Below are 17,346 nucleotides of genomic sequence, written 5' to 3'. Positions count from 1 at the left end.
CTCTGCGACGTATGCTGAGGCCCATGGCGACCAGCACCGCGCGCACCGGCGACGACGGCTCCGTTCCGGCCCGAGCGGCGGCCGTGGTGGACCTTCTCAACTCGCGCTCGTACCCGTTCTCCCCGGACCAGCTCGACACCGCGGAGCAGGCGGCCGCCGTGCTGCTGCCCTTCGGGCAGGAGGGGGTGCCGTCCCCACAGCGGCTGGACCTGGTCCGTGCCGTACGCGCCGACCTGCTCGACCTCGTGGACCCGGCGGACCGCACCGATTCCGCCGGGCACTGGGCCGCGCTCGCCGGGCGCACGGCGTCCATCACCTTCCGCCAGGACTTCAGCGCTCCGGGCCACGCGGAGCTGCGCCAGGTCACCGGCGACCCGGTGGTCGGCGAGATCGTTCAATCCGTGGCCGCGCTCGTCACCGAGGGCAACTGGTCGAGGCTGCGGCTCTGCGCCAACGAGGACTGCCGCGTCGTGTTCTACGACACGAGCCGCAACCGCAGCCGTCGCTGGCACTCGTACGAGTTCTGCGGCAACCGCGCGAACGTCGCCGCGTACCGGGCCCGCTCGGCCGGGAGCCGGCCCGGTACGCTGCCGGCCCGCTGAGCGGCGGGCGCGGCCAGGCCGTCAGAAGCCGGCGAAGACCCGGCGCAGGTCGTCCAGGCTCACCGGGCCGGTCACCCGCACCGCGTCCGGGGTGTGCGCGGGCCCGAGCCGGCCGACCGCGAGCCGCAGCCACGCCTCGGCCGGGGCGGTCAGCTCACCGTCGGGCTGCTCCGGCACGTCGGTCAGCTCGATCCGCTCGCCCAGCCGCAGCCCGTACGTCCGCTCGGGCTCCCACAGGCGGAGCAGCAGCGTGGCCTCCCGACCAGCCAGCTCCTGCGGGCGGCCGGTCCAGCCCAGCATGCCGCCGACATGGTCGAGCAGCAGCGGCACCGCCTGCGGCGTCACCGCCGCGAACGGGTTGAACGCCACCTCGACGTCCCACTGGTGCAGGGCGAACTCGCTGAGCCGGAACCGGCCCGCCGTGGCGACGTCGACCGGCTCCGGCAGGAAACCGAGGTCGATCCGCAGCGACGCACGGGTCTCGGCGTCCAGCGCCTCGTAGGCCGCGACGAGGCGCTCGTTGGCGGCGAGGAACCCGGCGGCGTGCTCGGCCGGGGACATGGCGTCCCAGCGCTGCCAGACACCGCGGTTGAAGTCACCGTCCGGGGCGGGTCCGCCGGTCCGGGCGGCGGTCAGGGACGCGAGATTGATCTCCGCGCCGCTGCCCAGGTGGCTGAGCACCTGCGACACCTGCCACTCGCTGGCGCCGGACGGCAGAAGAAGGTCGTCCTCCTTGAGGTCCCGGACGAGGGCGGCGAGCTCCTCGTGGCCCGCGCGCAGAACGGTGATGATCTGATCGGCAGCCGTGGACATGTGTCTCCTCAACGGATTCTCGGCGATGGTGGGGACGCTACCGGACGCGGCCGCCGGCCGGTCCGCTCCCGGTCGGGAGCGGGTCGGCCGGCGGCGGCGCGGTCAGTTCAGCCCATGTGTACGGCGTTGCCGCTCGGGATGTCCTCCTTGCGCACCTTGATCAGGATCAGGGTGGCCAGTCCGGCGAGCACGATCAGGGCCGCGCCCCAGGCGAAGGCCACGCGGTAACCGTGCACCAGAGCTTCGATCTGGTTGACCGGGTTCGGTGCCCGACCGACCAGGTACGCGGCGACCGCGCTGGTGTACATGGTGTTCAGCAGCGCGGTGCCCAGCGAGCCACCGATCTGCTGGGTGGCGTTGAGCGTCGCGCTGGCCGCACCCGCGTCGTGTTCCGGTACCCCGACCAGAGCCAGGCTGGACAGCGGCACGAACGTGAAGCCGAGACCCATGCCGAGGATGACCTGGGCGGGCAGCAGAAGGGTGAGGAACGACGTGTCCACGTCGATCTGGGTCAGCACCAGCATCGCCACGGCGGCGAGCACGGAGCCGCCGACCATCAGCGGCTTGGCGCCCACCCGGGGCATCAACTGGCTGGCGCCACCCGCGGCGATCAGCACGCCGGCGGTGACCGGCAGCGAGGCGAGCCCGGCCTCCAGGGGCTTGTACTGCAGCACCACCTGGAAGTAGAAGGTCAGGAAGAGGAACGCGCCGAACAGGCCCGCGCCGATGAGCGTGGAGGCGAGGTACGCCCCACCGCGGTTGCGGTCCAGGATGATCCGCAGCGGTAGCAGCGGGTGGTTGGAGCGCAGCTCGATCACCACGAAGGCGGCGAGCAGCACCACGCCGGCGGCGATGAAACCGAGCGTCGCGGTGGCGTCCCAGCCGTCCTCGGCGGCCTTCGTGAAGCCGTACACCAGGGAGACCAGACCGGCGGTGACGACCACCGCGCCGGGCACGTCGTAGCGGGTGTTGCCGTGGGCCCGGCTCTCCGGCACCAGCGGGAGCGCGAAGGCGATGGCGATCGCGGCGACCGGGATGTTGACCAGCAGGCACCAGCGCCAGTCGGCGTACTCGGTGAGCACACCGCCGAGCAGCAGGCCGACGGCGGAGCCGCCGCCGGCGATCGCGCCGTACACGGCGAACGCCTTGGCCCGCTCGGTGGCCTCGGTGAACAGGACGGTGAGCAGGGCCAGCGCGGCCGGGGCGAGCAGCGCGCCGAAGGCGCCCTGCAGGGCGCGGGCGGCGAAGAGCATCTCGCCGTTGGTGGCCAGGCCGCCGATCGCGGACGCGAGCGCGAAACCGGTCATGCCGACGATGAAGGTCCGCTTACGCCCCCAGTAGTCGGCGATCCGGCCACCGAGCAGCAGCAGGCCACCGAACGCCAGCGTGTAGGCGGTGATCACCCACTGCCGGTTCGCGTCGCTGATCCCCAGGTCCGCCTGGGCCTGCGGCAGGGCGATGTTCACGATGGTGGCGTCCAGGACCACCATCAGCTGCGAGACCGCGATGACCGCCAGGGCGATCCAGCGCTGCGGGTGCGGCGCTCCTGTCGACGTCCCCGCGCCGGGCGCGCCGGGAGCGGTCGAGGTGGTTCCGGGCATGGTGAAGCCTTCCGTGTGCGTACGTGGTACGTCGGTGGGTCAGAGCTGGGAGGGGCCGTCGGGGCAGTAGCGGAGGACCGGGATCAGCACCTCGTCGACGACCTGGGTGAGGAACGCGTCGTCGGCCGGTAGGCCGTGCGCGAGCACGCGGGACAGGGTCAGTGCGGGTGCCAGGTCGTGGAACAGCTCCCGTTCGCCGGCCTCGGGTGGGATCTCCCCCCGGGCGGCGGCGCGGACGAGGATGGCGGTGCTGGCCACCCGACCGGCGGGCAGCAACTGGTGACGGACCAGGCGTTCCAGCTCGGGGCTGGTCCGCATGGCGAACGTCAACGCCTGCATCAGGTCACAGTCGGCGACGCAGATGGCGGCGGTGCCGCGCAGCAGCTCGATGAGGTCGCCGCGCAGCGAGCCGGTGTCCGGCGGGTTGAACACGCCGACGTGTCGTTCCCGCAGGGCGGCGGCGACCAGCTCGACCTTGCCGTCCCAGCGCCGGTAGATGGTGGCCTTGCTGACATGGGCCCGGGCGGCGACCGCGTCGATGGTCAGCCGGTCGTAGCCGACCTCGCGCAGCAGGTCGATGACCACGGCGAACAGGTCCGGATCGGTGCAGCGAGCACCCCGGGCGGCCGGAACCCCGGCACCCGACCCCACCTGTTGACCGCCCAGCATCTCGACCCCCCGCGAAACGATGTCGTACTGACCCTAGTTCGCGACGGGGACATCGTGCAGGCTTTTATGAGTTGCGTCGCACCGGGTGGACGAAACGATTACGTTTCTCTCCCATGTCCGGCAGGTGAACTCGCCGCTCAGCCTCCGGCGGGCGCGAGGGTCACCGGCACGCTCACCGTGTTGATCCGGGAGCCGTCGCGCGCGGACACCTCGTACACCTCGATGGTGCCGCGCTGCTCCCGGGCCGTGCGCCAGCCGACCACCACGCGGTAGGTGCCCCGGCAGCCGCTGCCGCAGCTGGCGGTGCCGAAGCCGGTGGCCACCTCCCGGCCGGCGGCGTCCAGGACCCGCACGCTGACGGTGGCCTCGAACACGTCGGCGGTGCCGGTGACGGTGAGCGGGGCGTCGACCCGTTCGCCGACGCCCGGGCCGGTGACCACGATCGGTGGCAGCAGGTCGTCGTAGTCGCCCCGGCCGACCGGGGGACCGTCGCCGAAGCGGACCTGCCGCACGGTGGGGAACTGGGTGAGGGTCCACACCACCTGCGCCTCACGCAACCGCCGATGCTCCGCCGGGTCGTCGGGGGACGGGACGGGCGGCAGCGTCGCCACGCCGTCGGTGATCCGGGTGACCTCGACGCCGGCCGGGAGCAGGGTGACCAGCCCGGTCGCGGACTCCGCCGGGGTGGGGCCGGCGGCCAGCTCGGTCAGCGCCAGTCGGGACGTCGCCACGGTGCCCGGCCGGGTCCGCCGGGTCGGTGCGAGCCGCCCGGACCGGACGTACCACAGCTCGATGGTCAAGGTGGCCGGCTGGCGCGTCCCGGTGCTGACCGGTGCCGACGGGCGGGCCGGGCTGCCGGTGGGTGACGGTGGCGGTTTCACCGGCGGGGTGGGCGTGGGGTCCGGCGACCCGGTGGGTGCGGCGCTCGTCGGCGCCGCGGTGGGTGCGGGACCGAGATCACCGGAGCGGGGGGTGCCGCACCCGCCGACGAGCAGCGCGGTGATGAGCACCGGTGCGGTCAGCACCCCGCGGCGGCTCATCCCGCACCGCCCGCCGCCGTGCCGGCGGTGTGTCCGTCCCCGATCTGCCCGACGGCCTGCTCGTCCGTGCGGGCGGCGTCGCCGAGCTGAGGCCCACCGGCGGGCAGCTCCAGCCGGAACCGGGTGCCGGCCCCCGGCTCGCTGCGCACGCTCAGGACCCCGCCGAGCAGGGCGGCGTGTTCCCGGGCGATGGCCAGCCCCAGCCCACTGCCCGGCGCGGAACGCGACGGGTCGACCTTGTGGAACCGGTCGAACAGGCGCGACAGGTGCTCGGCCGGGATGCCCGGCCCCTGGTCGGTGACCTCGAAGACGACCAGTGGTCCCGCCCCGGCCACGGTGGCCCGGATCTCGCCGCCGCCGTGCTCGACCGCGTTGGCGACCAGGTTGGCCAGCACCCGCTCCAGCCGGCGTGGGTCGGTGCGCAACGCCACCGGGTCACCGCTGACCAGCACCCGTTCCGACCAGCCGCGGGCCGCGACGATCGCGCGCAGCAGCGCCGGCGCGTCGACCGGCTCGACGTCGGGCCGGTCCCGCCCGGCGTCCAGTCGGGAGATCTCCATCAGGTCCTCGACGAGGCGGCGCAGCCGGACCACGTCGCCGACCAGCAGCCGCGCGGCCGGGCGGGCGTCGTCGGGCAACCGGTCGAGGTGCTCGCGCAGCAGCGAGGCCGCGGCCACCAACGCGGTCACCGGGGTACGCAGCTCGTGCGCGACGTCGGCGGTGAAGCGCCGCTCCCGGGCCTGCGCCGCCGACAGCGCGGCGATCTTCGACTCCAGCGCCTCGGCCATCTCGTTGAACGACGCCGCCCACACGCTGAACTCGTCCCGCCCCCGCACCGGCAGGCGGGTGGCGAGCAGGCCCTCGGTGAGCGCCCGGGCGGCCCGGCTGGCCCGGCCCACCGGCTCCAACGTGCGGCGGGCCAGCAGGTGCCCCACCCCGGCGGCGAGCAGCACCACGAGCACCCAGCCGGCCACCAGCGCGCTGCGCAGCTGACCCAGGTCGGCGGCGATGTCGTCCTCCACCGTGATCACGTACAGCTCGGCGGACGAGCCGGGGATACGGCCGCCGACCACCAGCAGCCGGGGGCGCTCCGCCGGCGCGGACCGTTGGTAGCCGAGCCGTCCGTCCGCGACGGTGGCGCGCAGGCGGGAGCCCAGCGTCGGGGCGTACGCCGGGTGCGAGGCCCGAGCCGTGCCGTCGACGAGCACCACGTGCCGGCCGCTGCCCTCGAAACTGGTCAGCAGGTCGGTGCTGCGCTGGTCGGTCAACGGCAGGAACTGTCCGGCGAGGACGAGTTGGTAGCGGGCGTCGGCGGCGGCCTGGTGCAGCGACGCGTCCATCCGGGACTGCCGCAGCAGCAGACCCGCACCACCGGCGAGCAGCCCGGCGGAGACCCCGGCGACCAGCACGAACGCGATCGTCAGCCGGCGCCGCAGGCGGCCCGGGGACACCGCGCGTCCGGCCATGGCCGACCTCCCGTCAGCCCGTGGACAGCTTGTAGCCGGCGCCGCGCACCGTGCGGACCAGCCGAGGGTGCGCCGGGTCGTCCTCGACCTTGGCGCGCAGCCGTTGCACCGCCACGTCGACGAGCCGCGAGTCGCCCAGGAAGCTGTGGTTCCAGACCAGGTCCAGCAGCAGTTCCCGGGTGAAGACCTGACCCGGCCGGCGGGCCAGCTCCAGCAGCAGGCGGAACTCGGTGGCGGTCAGCGGCACCTCGCGGCCGTCGCGGCGTACCACGAAGCTGCCCGGGTCGATCTCCAGGCTGCCCACCTCGATGGTGCCCGAGGTGACCGGCGCGCTCGCCCGGCGCAGCACCGAGCGGACCCGGGCCACCAGCTCGGGCAGGTCGAACGGCTTGCGCAGGTAGTCGTCCGCGCCGCACTCCAACCCGACCACCACGTCGAGCGTGTCGGTGCGCGCGGTCACCATCAGGATCGGCACCTGGCTGGTGCGCCGGATCTCCCGGCAGACCTCCAGGCCGTCCAGGCCGGGCAGCATGACGTCGAGGACGATCAGGTCGACCGGGTGGGCGCGCCACGCCGCCAGGGCCTGCCGCCCGTCGACGGCGGTGTCGACCCGGAAGCCGGCGCGGCGCAGACCGAGGGCGGTGACCTCCCGGATGGAGGCATCGTCCTCGACCACCAGCACGCGGCCCTCCATGACCTGAGGGTAGACCCGCCGCGACGGTGCGCAGCCCTGGCGGAACGGTCGGTGTCGGGGACCCGGGCGGGCCCCCGACACCGTGCCGGTCACTGCTGCCATTGGTGCGCCACGTCGAGGACGATCCGGCTGTGGCCACCGGGGCCGGCCAGCACGAACGTGCGGAACGGCAGCCGCGCGCGTACGCCGACGGCGAAGGTGGTGTAGCCCTCGAAGCTGCCGCCGAAGACGACGTCGCGCAGCGTCGGGTAACGCAGCAGGTTCGCGGCGTGCTCACCGACCCGGTACGGCACGGTGGCCAGGTGGGCGTCGTCGTACGCCGGGGCCCGCAGCGAGACCCGCAGCAGGGCGCCTCCGGCCGTGTACGGCGACAGCGCCAGCCCCTCGCCCTCGGTCCACGTCTCGCCGTAGCCGACCGAGTAGCCGTCGACCGGGCCGGCGAACTCGAACACCACCCGGTCGTAGCAGTCGTGTCGGCCGGTGCGTACGTCGACGAGCGGGGCGCTGCTCAGCGCGCCGGCCGTCCGGTCCGCGCTGCCCCAGGTGATCCCGCAGTACGGCGACAAGGTCGACGCTGTGGTGGTGGTGGTGCTCGCCGCGGCGCCGTTGCTCGCGCCGGCGACCAGCCCGGCGAGTACGACCGCCAGCGCGGTGAGTGCGGTCCTGATTCTCATCGTGGTGCCTCCGTGAAGTGTTTCGGGGCCACGTCGCGGCGGCGGTGCCGGTGTCCCTCTGCTGGCGACCGTCGTCCCGGTGGGCAACGGCCGCTTCGCCGGGACGTAACGGACATGTAACACCAGCTCAGAGTGGGCGGCGCGAATCAGTCGGTCGGGGGTGGGCGGTGCAGCGCCCGCAGAGGTGAGCAGAACACCGGGAGCCAGGTCAGTCCGTTGGCGACTGCGCCGACCACCAGCGTGGTGCGGACGTCCACGTACTGGCCGAGTAGACCGGCGGCCACCGCGCCGACGGTGAGCGCCCCGGTGAGAAGGAACCGGAAGGTGGCATTCATCCGCCCGAGCAGAGCGTCCGGAGTGGTGCCCTGGCGCAGGCTCACCCCGACGACGTTGCCGATCCCGGTCCGCCAGGCCAACGCCAGCCAGCCGAACGCGGCGAGCCAGACCATCGGTCCGTCGTCGATCAGCGCGACCAGCCCGCCGAGCGGGGCGACGAGCAGGCCGGGCAACCAGAGCGCGCGGCCGTGACCGATCCGCTCGGCGAGCGGGCGCGCGGTCAGCGCGCCGAGGAGGGCGCCGATCCCACCCGCGCCCAGGAAGAGGCCGAGAGCGGCTGCACCCAGCCCCAGCTCGCGCAGGAAGACCACCGGCAGCATGGTCGTGGTGAGCTGCATGGTCAGGTTGATGCTCGCGGTCGAGAGGGCGAGTGGGCGCAGCAGCGGGCTGGCGAAGACGTGCCGGACGCCGGCGCCGAGCTGTCGGGCGAAGCCGCCCGTCGCCCGGGGCGGAAGCCGGCGGGACGCGTCGGTACGGATCCGCGCCAGGATCGCCCCGGAGACCGCGAAGGTGACCGCGTCCACCACGACCGCGACCGGTGCGGTGAGCGCCTCCACGACCAGCCCACCGAGCCCTCGTCCGGCGATCTGCATCGTCGCGTTCGTACTCATCATCAGGGAGTTCGCCGCCACCAGGCGACTCCGGCCAACCAGTTCCGGCAGGTAACTCTGCGCGGCCACGTCGGCGAAGACGGTGCCGACCCCGGTCAGCAGTACCACGAGGTAGAGCTGCGGAATCGTCAGCCAACCGGCCCACCACGCCACGGGCACGGACGCGACCAGCGCCGCCCGGCTCAGATCCGCGGTGACCAGCACCGCACGGTGGGGCAACCGATCGACCCAGACCCCGGCCGGTAGGCCGATCAACAGGAAGGCGGCGGTGCTCAGCGCGCTCAGCAGCCCCACCTGGCCGGGGGTGGCCGCCAGGAGGGACACGGCGAGCACCGGCACGGCGAGCTGACTGACGTGGAAGCCGATGCCGTCGACAAGCGCGGCGGCGTAGAGCAGCTGGAAGGAGCGGGGCCAGCGGCCTTTCGCGTCGACGGGAGCGGTCGTGGTCGGAGCGGAGGTCATGCCGCCCACGGTGCCGGCCGTACCACCCGGGACCGATAGATTTGATTCTCGCCGAATCTGTGGGGGTCGCCCATGATGCTGGTCGGGCTGGAAGCGCGTGATCTGGCGCTGACCCGGTTCGCGGTCTCTCCACTGTGGGAGGTGATCGCGAGCGTGCGTGTCATCCGGCAGCCGCACCGGTTCCCGGAGCACCTGGCCTGGTTCGGACGGGTACGACCCGGCCTGGCGAGGCTGGACTGGCGGCTCCTCGCCGACCTGGTGCAGGTGCCGACCCTGGTCATCCCACCGTTCGTCTGCCCGCCCCCGGCCACCTCGCAGCCCGACCTCGACGTCGAGCTGGCAACCCTCGTCGCCACCGCGCCCGAGGCGGTGCGGGCAAGCCTCGACGCGCTTCCCGGAGCCCGTTCGTCGCGGCTGACCGCGCTCTACGCGGATCCGGTCGTCGAGCTGACCCGACTGGCCGAGGTCATCCGGGCGTACGCCGACGCGGTGCTCGTACCCTACTGGCCCCGGATGCGCACGCTGCTGGAGCGCGAGGTGCTGCTCGGTGCGCAGCGGATCGCCAGTGACGGGGTGCACGGCCTGCTCAACCACCTCGACCCGTACGTCCGGCTGGAGGCCGACACCCTGCGGGTGGATCACATCGTGCTGGCAGGCGCGGTCCGCCTCGACGGACGGGGCCTGCTGCTCGTCCCGTCGGTCTTCGGCGGTCCGAGGGTGTGGTCCAACTTCGGCTCTCCGGGCCAGCCGGTGCTGCGCTATCCCGCTCGGGCGGTGGCGACCCTGTGGGAGCGGGACCCCGCGCCGCGCGGGCTCGGACTTGCGCGGGTGGTGGGTCGGACCCGCGCCGCGCTGCTTCACGAGCTGGCGGTGCCGACCTCGACCCTGGAGCTGGCGGACCGCTGCGGGCTCACCTCGGGCACGGTGTCACAGCACCTGGGCGCCCTGCGTGACGCCGGTCTGGTGGGCACCCACCGGGTGGGACGCTTCGTGCTCTACGCCCGCACGACCGCGGGTGAGGTGCTTGTCGCCGCCAGCAGCACGGCCGACGCCTGACGCCGGGGCACGGCGACACGTCGTGCTGCGCGACGGGCCCGTCGCCGTTGCGGCGCTCCGCGGTGCCGATATGACGCTTCCGTTATGCCGCCGATCGACCACTGTCACTTTAACATCGACGTACATCGATGATCCGGTGACCGTTGGTCGCCGGACGACCGCAGGGGAGTGCGTGATGTTCCGACGACAACTGCTACGTACGGCGCTGGCCGTGCTGGTGGCGACCCTGGCGGCGGCCGGGGTGCAGCTCACCACCGGCGCACCGGCCGCCGCCGTACGGACCGTCTACTACGACGCGAGCCGGACCGGTGAGTTCCGCACCAACTTCGACCAGGCGGCGCAGATCTGGAACAGCCGTGTCAGCACCGTCCGGCTGCAACCCGGCACCCCGGCCAGCATCACCATCTACGTCGACGACGGCTGGCCTCGGGCGCAGCCGACCGGCCTCGGCTCCGGACGGATCTGGATGGGCCGCACGGCCGTCAACCAGGGCTACGACCGCAACCGCATCGCCGCCCACGAGTTCGGCCACATCCTGGGCCTGCCGGACCGGCGTACCGGACTCTGCTCCGACCTGATGTCCGGCAGCAGCGCCCCGGTCTCCTGCCGCAACGCGTACCCCAGCTCGGCGGAGGCGACCCGGGTCAACTCGCTGTTCGCCGGCACCCTGGCCGCGCCGGTCACCGGTGAGACGTACACCTGGGACGGCGCCGGGGACATCGGCCCGACGGTGGTCGGCGGGCGGCCCGCCTCGGAGAACTACCCCTTCATGGTGTACGTCTCCGGGTGCACCGGCACGCTGATCAAGGCCAACTGGGCGGTCACCGCCAAGCACTGCTCGACGCCGTCCTCGGTCCGCGTGGGCAGCGTCAACCGCACCACCGGAGGGACCGTCGTCCGGGTGACCCGCGCGGTCAACCACCCGAGCGTCGACGTGAAGCTGCTCCAACTGGCCAGCTCGGTCAGCTACGCACCGGCGCCGATCCCGGCCACGTCGGGCGCGGTCGGCACCGCCACCCGGATCATCGGCTGGGGCCAGACGTGTGCGCGTCCGGGCTGCGGGTCGGCTCCGGCGGTGGCCAACGAACTGGACACGTCCATCGTGGCCGACAGCCGGTGCTCCGGCATCAACGGCCCGTACGAGATCTGCACCAACAACACCAACGGCACCTCCGGAGCCTGCTACGGCGACTCCGGTGGCCCGCAGGTGCGTCGGGTCAACGGCGTGTGGAACCTCATCGGCGCGACGAGCCGCGCCGGTAACAACAACTCCACCTGCGCGACCGGCCCGTCCATCTACGTGGACCTGCCGTCCATCCGGTCCTGGATGAACACCCAGGTCGGGGGCCTTCCTGTCTGACCAGTTAGGACACCAGGGCGGAGGGCGCGCGACGCGCGCCCTCCGCTCGGTCGACGGTGTGTCACCCGCTCGTGACCGTGCTGCGGTACCGTGCCTGGCACATCGACCATCCGAGGTGAACCCATGCCTGCCGTCGCCGCGCTCATGCTGACCCTCGCCCTGTCGTCAACGCCCGCGCCCGCGCCGTCGCCCACCGCCACCCCAGGCCCGGTCGGTGGCCTCCTCGGAGGCGTCGGGAAGATCGTCGACGACCTGCTCGGCGGTGGCGGCACCCCGAGCTCGTCACCGACCCCCGCGCCCACCTCCAGCCCGCCGCCGGCCGCCGACCCGTCGGTCCCGGCGGTCCCGGCGGCGCCCGCCCCGACGTCCACGCCCGCCGGGTCGTCGGCCGAGCCCCGACCACCGTTGGCGCCCGCGGTGCCCGGCGTCCCCGGCGCGCCCGACCGCACCTCCGGCGCTCGGGGCGACCGTGACGCCGCGGTGCCGCTGCCGAACGGCGAGGATGCCGCCCCGACCGATCCGGAGACGCTCGCCGCCCCGGCCCGGGGTGGGCCGCTGGGGCCGGCGTACTACTTCCTGGTCGCGGGTGCCCTGGCGGTGCTGGCGCTGGTCCTCCTGCTGCGCCGCCGCACCGCCGTTGCCCCGGCCGTCGCCGGCGCGGCAGCGCAGGCTCCCGCGCCTGCTCCCACACCGACTCCCACGCCGGATCCGGGTCCCGTGCCGGACAACATCAGCCGGCTGCCGACCAACCTGAACGCCATCTACGAGTTGGGCCGGCTCGACGAGCGCCTCGAACAGGAGCGCAACCGCCGGTCCTGAGGCGGTCGGGCTCAGCGGGCGGGCCGGGCGCCCTCGCGCGGCGGAATCTCGTCGTCGTACGCCCCGATCTGCCCGCGGTAGCGAACCCCGCCCGGGTACGGCCAGGCGTTGGCCGTGCATCCGTGCAGGCCCAGTGTCTGTTGCTGCATCACCGGCGCCGGCCGGCCCCGACCGGGGCACCGCTCGTGGCCCAGGCCGAACCGGTGCCCGACCTCGTGGTTCACCATGTACTGCCGGTATGCGGCCAGGCCGGCCCCGTACCCCGGCACCGCCTCGACCCAGCGGGCCACGTTGAGCACCACCCGGTCGCCGTTGCGGCAGGACGTGTAGCCGTCCGGGACGTCCTGACACAGGGTGTCGCGGGTTCCGGGTGTCGCCAGGTAGATGGTGAAGTCGACCGGCCCGCCAGCGCCCACCCGGCGCAGCCGCCAGTCCCCGCCGGCCGTCCACCCACGTGGGTCGTTCAGCGTCGCGGAGACCGACGCCGCGACGTCGGCCACCGGCAGGCCACGGATGTCGCGCTCCACGACGACCCGGTACCGCATCAGCCGACCGCTGTCGCCGCTCCCCGGCGTCGTCTCGGCGGCCGCCACCGACCAGCGGCCGCCGCCGGTGGCGGGATAGCTGACGGGAATTGACGGCGTCGGTGCTGCCGTGACAGTGGCGCTCCCGGCGGCTCCCGCCGGGCGCCCGGCGGCGACCTGCCCCGCCGCCGGCTGCCCACGGCCGGCCGGATCGGTCGTGGCGGCGCCGGCCGCGGGCCGCCCGGACGCCGGTAGCCCACAGCCGGTGAGCAGTGCCACCAGCAGCGACGCCGCGCAGGCCGTGTGCCTGAGGCGGGTAGCCTTCGTCGACATGTCTCTCCCCTCAAGCCGCGGTCTGCGGCGCCGGGAGAGGAGACGGACGACCCGGCCGAAAAGTTGATCTCGCGGAGACTCAACCTTTCGTGGCCCTCGCCCGTCCGTAACGGTGTGGCACGGGGGAGGGTTCGGCGTGGCGCGCGGTGACGCGGAGTTCGTCGAGTTCGCGCGCGCTGCCTCCGCGCGGCTGGTGCACGCCGCGTTCCTGATGACCGGCGACCACCACCAGGCCGAGGACGCCGCGCAGACCGCCCTGGTCCGCACCTACGCGTCGTGGTCCCGCGTCCGCGACGACGACGCCTACGGGTACGCCCGCCGCATCCTGGTCAACCACCTGGTGGACGGGTGGCGGCGCCCGATCCGGGAGTACCCGACCGAGGAGATTCCGGAGCAGCGGCGCGACGACGTGGCCGACGAGGTCGCCACCCGGCGCTGGCTGACGGCCATCCTCGGGGCGCTGAGCCCGCGTGAGCGGGCCATCGTCGTGCTGCGCTACTACTTCGACCTTCCGGAGGCGCAGGTGGCCAGGGAACTCGCCATCTCGGTCGGCACGGTCAAGAGCACCAGCTCACGGGCTCTGGGGAAGCTGCGCGCCAACGGGCCGCGGGCGGCCGACAACCAGGAGGCGTGCCGATGAGCGAGCTGGACCGGCTCCGCCACGCCATGCGGGTGACCGAACGCGGCGGAGCTCCTCTCGACCTCGACGCCGTCATGCGCGAGGGGCGGCGGCTGCGGACCCGTCGCCGCGTTGCCGGAGCCGGCGCGGCGGTGCTCACGGCCGGGCTGGCCGCCGTCGTCGTGGTGGCCGCCGTCGGACCGGGCGGCCCGTCGACGGTCGAGCGTCCGCCACCGGTCGCCGCCGTCCCCACGTCGCCGGTCCCCACCGCCCCCACGCCGCCGGCCGGCGGCACTCCGACGACGCTCGGCACTCCCCGGCCCACGCTTCCGCCCGAGGCGGAGCGCACCGCGTCGCCGCTGGGTCAGGTCATCGACAGCGGGATTCGGCACGGCGTCGACCAGCGGGTCTACTACATGGTTCGGGTGTCGGTGCCCGGCGAGCCCCGGGTGACCATCGGGCTGGCCGCCGGCCGTCGGGCCCCGGACGGCACGCTCACCACGGATGTGCTGGTCAACGACGTGGATGGCGCCGACCGCAGTCCCGGCTTCCACCAGGTCGGCTACGACGAAGGGGGATCGGCCGCGCCGGTACCCGCCTTCGGCTACTTCGTCGGCCCGGCGCAGCGGATCACCGGCACCGTGGACGGCCGGCAGGTCACCGCCCGGCTGGCGCGGTGGAGCGACGACAAGCAGGTGGTGATCTTCTGGTTCGACCCGGCCGACCTGACTCCCGGGGACCGGCTGGACGGCATCATCGCCCGGGACGGCGACGGCCGCCGGCTGTGACAGCCGGCTCGACGGCCGCTCAGGCCCGCTCGTCCAGCCGGCGTTCGATGGTGACCGTCGTCCCCTCGCCGGTGGACACCAGCCGTACGTCGCCGTAGGCGTTCATCAGCAGGGCGCCGCGTCCCCGGTCCATCGCCGGTCGGCGGTCCCGCCAGGTGCCGAAGTCGCGCACCGAGATCCGCACCAGACCGCCGCCAATCTCGACCCGGACCCGCACCTCCGGCCGGCTGGGCCGCTGCGCGTGCTCGACGGCGTTGTTCACCGCCTCGGACGCGGCGACCAGCAGGTCCTCCAGGACCTCCGGGTCGACGTCCAGGTCGGTCAGCGCCGTCCGGACATCCCGGCGCATCGCCGCGGCCGAGGTGGCCGCGGAGGCGTACGTCCACCCGACGTCCACGGTGCCGCCCGGCCCGTCGGAGTGGGCCGGCGACACCCCGACCGGTTCGGTGAGGGCGCTCCTGGCGGAGGCGTCGGCCGGGTCATCGGCCAGGCCGACGCCCACCAGGGCTGGCGTGGAGGCGGCCGGCCCGAGGGTCGCCGGGGCCGACACGACAGCGGCGGGTCGGGCCGTCGGGGTCGCGTTGACGGCCTGTGGGGCGCCCTGGGCCGCCGATGGTGCGCCACGGGCGCGGGCTCCGCGGATGGCGGCCCGGATCCGGGCGATCAGCTCGGCCGCGGCGAACGGCTTCACCAGGTAGTCGTCGGCGCCCAGGCTCAGGCCCGCCACGCTGGCCTCCCCGCCGGCCCGAGCGGAGAGCACCAGCACCGGCAGCGCCCGGGTCGCCGGGTCCGCACGCAGCCGGCGGACCAGGTCGAAGCCGTCCAGCACCGGCATCATCACGTCGGTCAGGACCAGGTCCGGCGGTTCGCGGTGGATCGCGTCGAGCGCCTGACTGCCGTCGGTGACGGCCCGGACCCGCCAGCCCTGCCCGGTGAGCAACCGGCTCAGGTACGCCCGCATGTCGCTGTTGTCGTCGGCGACCAGGATCCGCGCACCGGCCAGTTCGTCCCCGGCCGGCCCGGACGTCGGGTCGGGTTCCGCGACCCCGCCGGTCGGGTCGGTCAACCAGGTCATCGCCTCGTGGAGGGCGGCTCGGGCAGCCTCGCCCCGCCCGTCGGGCGGGGATCCGTTCACGGCCGTGCGCAGCGCGGCCGACCAGGGCAGGGCCACGGTGAAGGTGCTGCCGCGGCCCACCTGGCTGGTCACCCGCACCTCACCGCCCTCGAGTCGGGCGAGCTCGTGCACCAGGGCCAGGCCGATGCCGGTGCCCTCGTGGCTGCGTGAGCGGGCGCCCTGCACCCGGTGGAAGCGCTCGAAGAGCTTCGGCAGCTCCTGCTCGGAGATGCCGATGCCGGTGTCGGTGACGGTGAGCCGTACCTCGTCGCCGTCGGCCTCCAGGCCGACCCGGATCCGGCCGAGGAACGTGTACTTCAGCGCGTTGGACAGCAGGTTGGTGACGATGCGTTCCCAGTTGAGCGGGTCAACCGTGACCGGCCGGGGCAGCGGCGGGCAGTCGACCTCCAGGACCAGCCCGGCCCGTTCGACGGCGGCCCGGAAGACGCCGGTCAGCTCGGCGGTGAGCGCGGCGAGATCGACGACACGGACATCGCTGCCCGCTCGCCCGGTCTCCAGGCTGGAGAAGGTGAGCAGGCTGTTGACCAGGGCCAACAGTCGGGTGGCATTGCGCCAGGCCGTCTCCACCCGCTCTCGCTGCACGGGTGGCAGCGGCGCGGTGGCGTCGGTGAGCGCGTCGGACAGTGGGCCGAGCATGAGGGTCAGCGGGGTGCGGAACTCGTGGCTGACGTTGGTGAAGAAGTCGGTCTTCACCCGGTCCAGCTCGGCCAGCGCCTCGGCTCGGCGCCGCTCCTCCTCGTACGCCTGCGCGTTGCGCAGCGCCACGGAGACCTGCTGGGCCAGTAGCTGGTAGAAGGAGCGGTAGGCCTCGTCCAGTCGTCGGCTGGGGCTGACGCCGACCAGGAGGACGCCGAGCGGCTGCGTTTCGTCGGCCGAGGGCAGCGGGAGCGCCAGGGCGGTCCGGACCGGGTCGTCCCACGGGCCGGCCGGCAGGGTCAGCAGGTCGGTGACGCCGGTCACCTCGGCGGCGCGGCCCCCGGCGGCGTCGGGCAGCCCCCAGGCCTGGGCGGCCGGCGCCGGGTCGGTCAGTTCGATGGCGTCCGGTAGGGCACCGGCAACGGCGTGCGTCGGGTCGCCGCCGGCGCAGGCGGCCCGGCGCAGCACCGCGCCGTCGCGCAGGTAGATCGCGGCGAACGGCACGTCCAGCGGGTGGCCGTCGATCGCGTCGATCAGCCGGGCGCAGGTGGCGTCGACGTCGACGGTGCGGCCGTCGCCGCGTACGGACAGGTCGCGCAGGAGTCGCAGTCGCCGTTCGCCGACCACCTGCTCGGTGACCTCGCTGCACACGGTCAGCACGCCGACGGTCCGACCCTCGTCGTCGCGGGCCGGTGCGTGCGAGACGCTGAAGTACGCCTCCTCGCGGTAGCCGGCCCGCTCCAGCAGCAGTTGCAGGGCGGGCACCCAACTGGCCACGCCGGTCGCCATGGCCTGCTGGATCAGCGGGGCGAGCACGTCCCAGCCCTCGGCCAGGGTCACCCGCACGTCACCGCCGAGGGCGGCCGGGTGCTTGTCACCGATCAGGGCCGAGTACGCGTCGTTGTAGAGCTGGGAGAAGCGGTCACCCCAGAGCAGCAGCATGGGGTAGCGGGAGGAGAGCACCATCCGCACCGCGGCCCGCAGGCTCTGCGGCCAGCCGGTCACCGGGCCGAGCGGGGTGCCGGTCCAGTCCAGCTCCGCCATCAACCGGCCGGTCTCACCGCCGCCGGTGAACAGGTCCGTGTGGGGTCGTGTCACGCTCGACCCG

Annotated in this window: 16 protein-coding genes; 6 read left to right on the top strand and 10 right to left on the bottom strand. The window is 73.9% G+C overall.

The features are described from left to right. Positions 1–23 precede the first annotated feature (23 nt). Positions 24–602 carry a CGNR zinc finger domain-containing protein gene (locus M8C17_RS04315; RefSeq protein ID WP_252415002.1) on the top strand — a complete coding sequence of 193 codons (579 nt, stop codon included), beginning with the start codon at positions 24–26 and terminating at the stop codon, positions 600–602. A 21-nt stretch (positions 603–623) separates the two neighbouring features. Here M8C17_RS04315 and M8C17_RS04310 read toward each other — a convergent pair whose 3' ends face one another. The 8 genes from M8C17_RS04310 to M8C17_RS04275 form a co-directional block, all read right to left on the bottom strand. Next, positions 624–1,415, bottom strand: a complete 792-nt coding sequence (locus tag M8C17_RS04310) for a maleylpyruvate isomerase family mycothiol-dependent enzyme (protein ID WP_252415001.1) — start codon at positions 1,413–1,415, stop codon at positions 624–626. Between the two features lie 107 nt (positions 1,416–1,522). Beyond that, entirely contained in the window at positions 1,523–3,016 is a 1,494-nt protein-coding gene (locus M8C17_RS04305) for an MFS transporter (protein ID WP_252415000.1), read from the bottom strand. A 39-nt stretch (positions 3,017–3,055) separates the two neighbouring features. Then, the gene (locus M8C17_RS04300) at positions 3,056–3,685 is read right to left on the bottom strand and encodes a TetR/AcrR family transcriptional regulator (RefSeq protein WP_252414999.1); all 630 of its coding nucleotides are present in this window, start codon (positions 3,683–3,685) and stop codon (positions 3,056–3,058) included. A 137-nt stretch (positions 3,686–3,822) separates the two neighbouring features. Further along, positions 3,823–4,725 (bottom strand): Gmad2 immunoglobulin-like domain-containing protein, encoded by a 903-nt coding sequence (locus M8C17_RS04295; protein ID WP_252414998.1) that lies wholly within the window; start codon positions 4,723–4,725, stop codon positions 3,823–3,825. Further along, positions 4,722–6,191 (bottom strand): HAMP domain-containing sensor histidine kinase, encoded by a 1,470-nt coding sequence (locus M8C17_RS04290; RefSeq protein ID WP_252414997.1) that lies wholly within the window; start codon positions 6,189–6,191, stop codon positions 4,722–4,724. The genes M8C17_RS04295 and M8C17_RS04290 overlap by 4 nt, the downstream gene beginning before the upstream one ends. 13 nt (positions 6,192–6,204) lie before the next feature. Then, complete coding sequence (locus M8C17_RS04285) at positions 6,205–6,885, bottom strand: response regulator transcription factor (RefSeq protein WP_252414996.1); 681 nt, start codon at positions 6,883–6,885, stop codon at positions 6,205–6,207. A gap of 89 nt (positions 6,886–6,974) precedes the next feature. After that, on the bottom strand, positions 6,975–7,559 hold the full coding sequence (locus M8C17_RS04280) for a hypothetical protein (protein WP_252414995.1): 585 nt from the start codon (positions 7,557–7,559) through the stop codon (positions 6,975–6,977). A 146-nt stretch (positions 7,560–7,705) separates the two neighbouring features. After that, complete coding sequence (locus M8C17_RS04275; RefSeq protein WP_252414994.1) at positions 7,706–8,968, bottom strand: MFS transporter; 1,263 nt, start codon at positions 8,966–8,968, stop codon at positions 7,706–7,708. A gap of 72 nt (positions 8,969–9,040) precedes the next feature. Here M8C17_RS04275 and M8C17_RS04270 point away from each other — a divergent pair, with 72 nt between their 5' ends. The 3 genes from M8C17_RS04270 (at position 9,041) to M8C17_RS04260 (ending at position 12,203) form a co-directional block, all read left to right on the top strand. After that, a complete protein-coding gene (locus M8C17_RS04270) occupies positions 9,041–10,024 on the top strand; it encodes a DUF5937 family protein (protein ID WP_252414993.1) in 984 nt (327 codons plus the stop codon). A gap of 70 nt (positions 10,025–10,094) precedes the next feature. Next, positions 10,095–11,384 carry a snapalysin family zinc-dependent metalloprotease gene (locus M8C17_RS04265; protein WP_374557053.1) on the top strand — a complete coding sequence of 430 codons (1,290 nt, stop codon included), beginning with the start codon at positions 10,095–10,097 and terminating at the stop codon, positions 11,382–11,384. Positions 11,385–11,507: 123 nt separating this feature from the next. Then, the gene (locus M8C17_RS04260) at positions 11,508–12,203 is read left to right on the top strand and encodes a hypothetical protein (protein WP_252415090.1); all 696 of its coding nucleotides are present in this window, start codon (positions 11,508–11,510) and stop codon (positions 12,201–12,203) included. 11 nt (positions 12,204–12,214) lie between these two features. Here the strand turns inward: M8C17_RS04260 and M8C17_RS04255 are convergent, their stop codons facing one another. Then, a complete protein-coding gene (locus M8C17_RS04255; RefSeq protein WP_252414991.1) occupies positions 12,215–13,060 on the bottom strand; it encodes a DUF3152 domain-containing protein in 846 nt (281 codons plus the stop codon). Positions 13,061–13,196: 136 nt separating this feature from the next. Here M8C17_RS04255 and M8C17_RS04250 point away from each other — a divergent pair, with 136 nt between their 5' ends. Continuing rightward, complete coding sequence (locus M8C17_RS04250) at positions 13,197–13,700, top strand: SigE family RNA polymerase sigma factor (protein WP_252414990.1); 504 nt, start codon at positions 13,197–13,199, stop codon at positions 13,698–13,700. Then, complete coding sequence (locus M8C17_RS04245) at positions 13,697–14,467, top strand: hypothetical protein (RefSeq protein WP_252414989.1); 771 nt, start codon at positions 13,697–13,699, stop codon at positions 14,465–14,467. Before M8C17_RS04250 ends, M8C17_RS04245 begins: the two co-directional genes overlap by 4 nt. A gap of 19 nt (positions 14,468–14,486) precedes the next feature. Here the strand turns inward: M8C17_RS04245 and M8C17_RS04240 are convergent, their stop codons facing one another. Next, complete coding sequence (locus M8C17_RS04240) at positions 14,487–17,336, bottom strand: ATP-binding protein (protein ID WP_252414988.1); 2,850 nt, start codon at positions 17,334–17,336, stop codon at positions 14,487–14,489. Between the last annotated feature and the right edge of the window lie 10 nt (positions 17,337–17,346).

Origin of the sequence: Micromonospora sp. RHAY321 (assembly GCF_023896955.1) — a bacterium.
GTDB lineage: Bacteria > Actinomycetota > Actinomycetes > Mycobacteriales > Micromonosporaceae > Micromonospora.
Note: the sequence above shows the minus strand (reverse complement) of the source record. Positions and strands in the feature narration are given on the sequence as shown.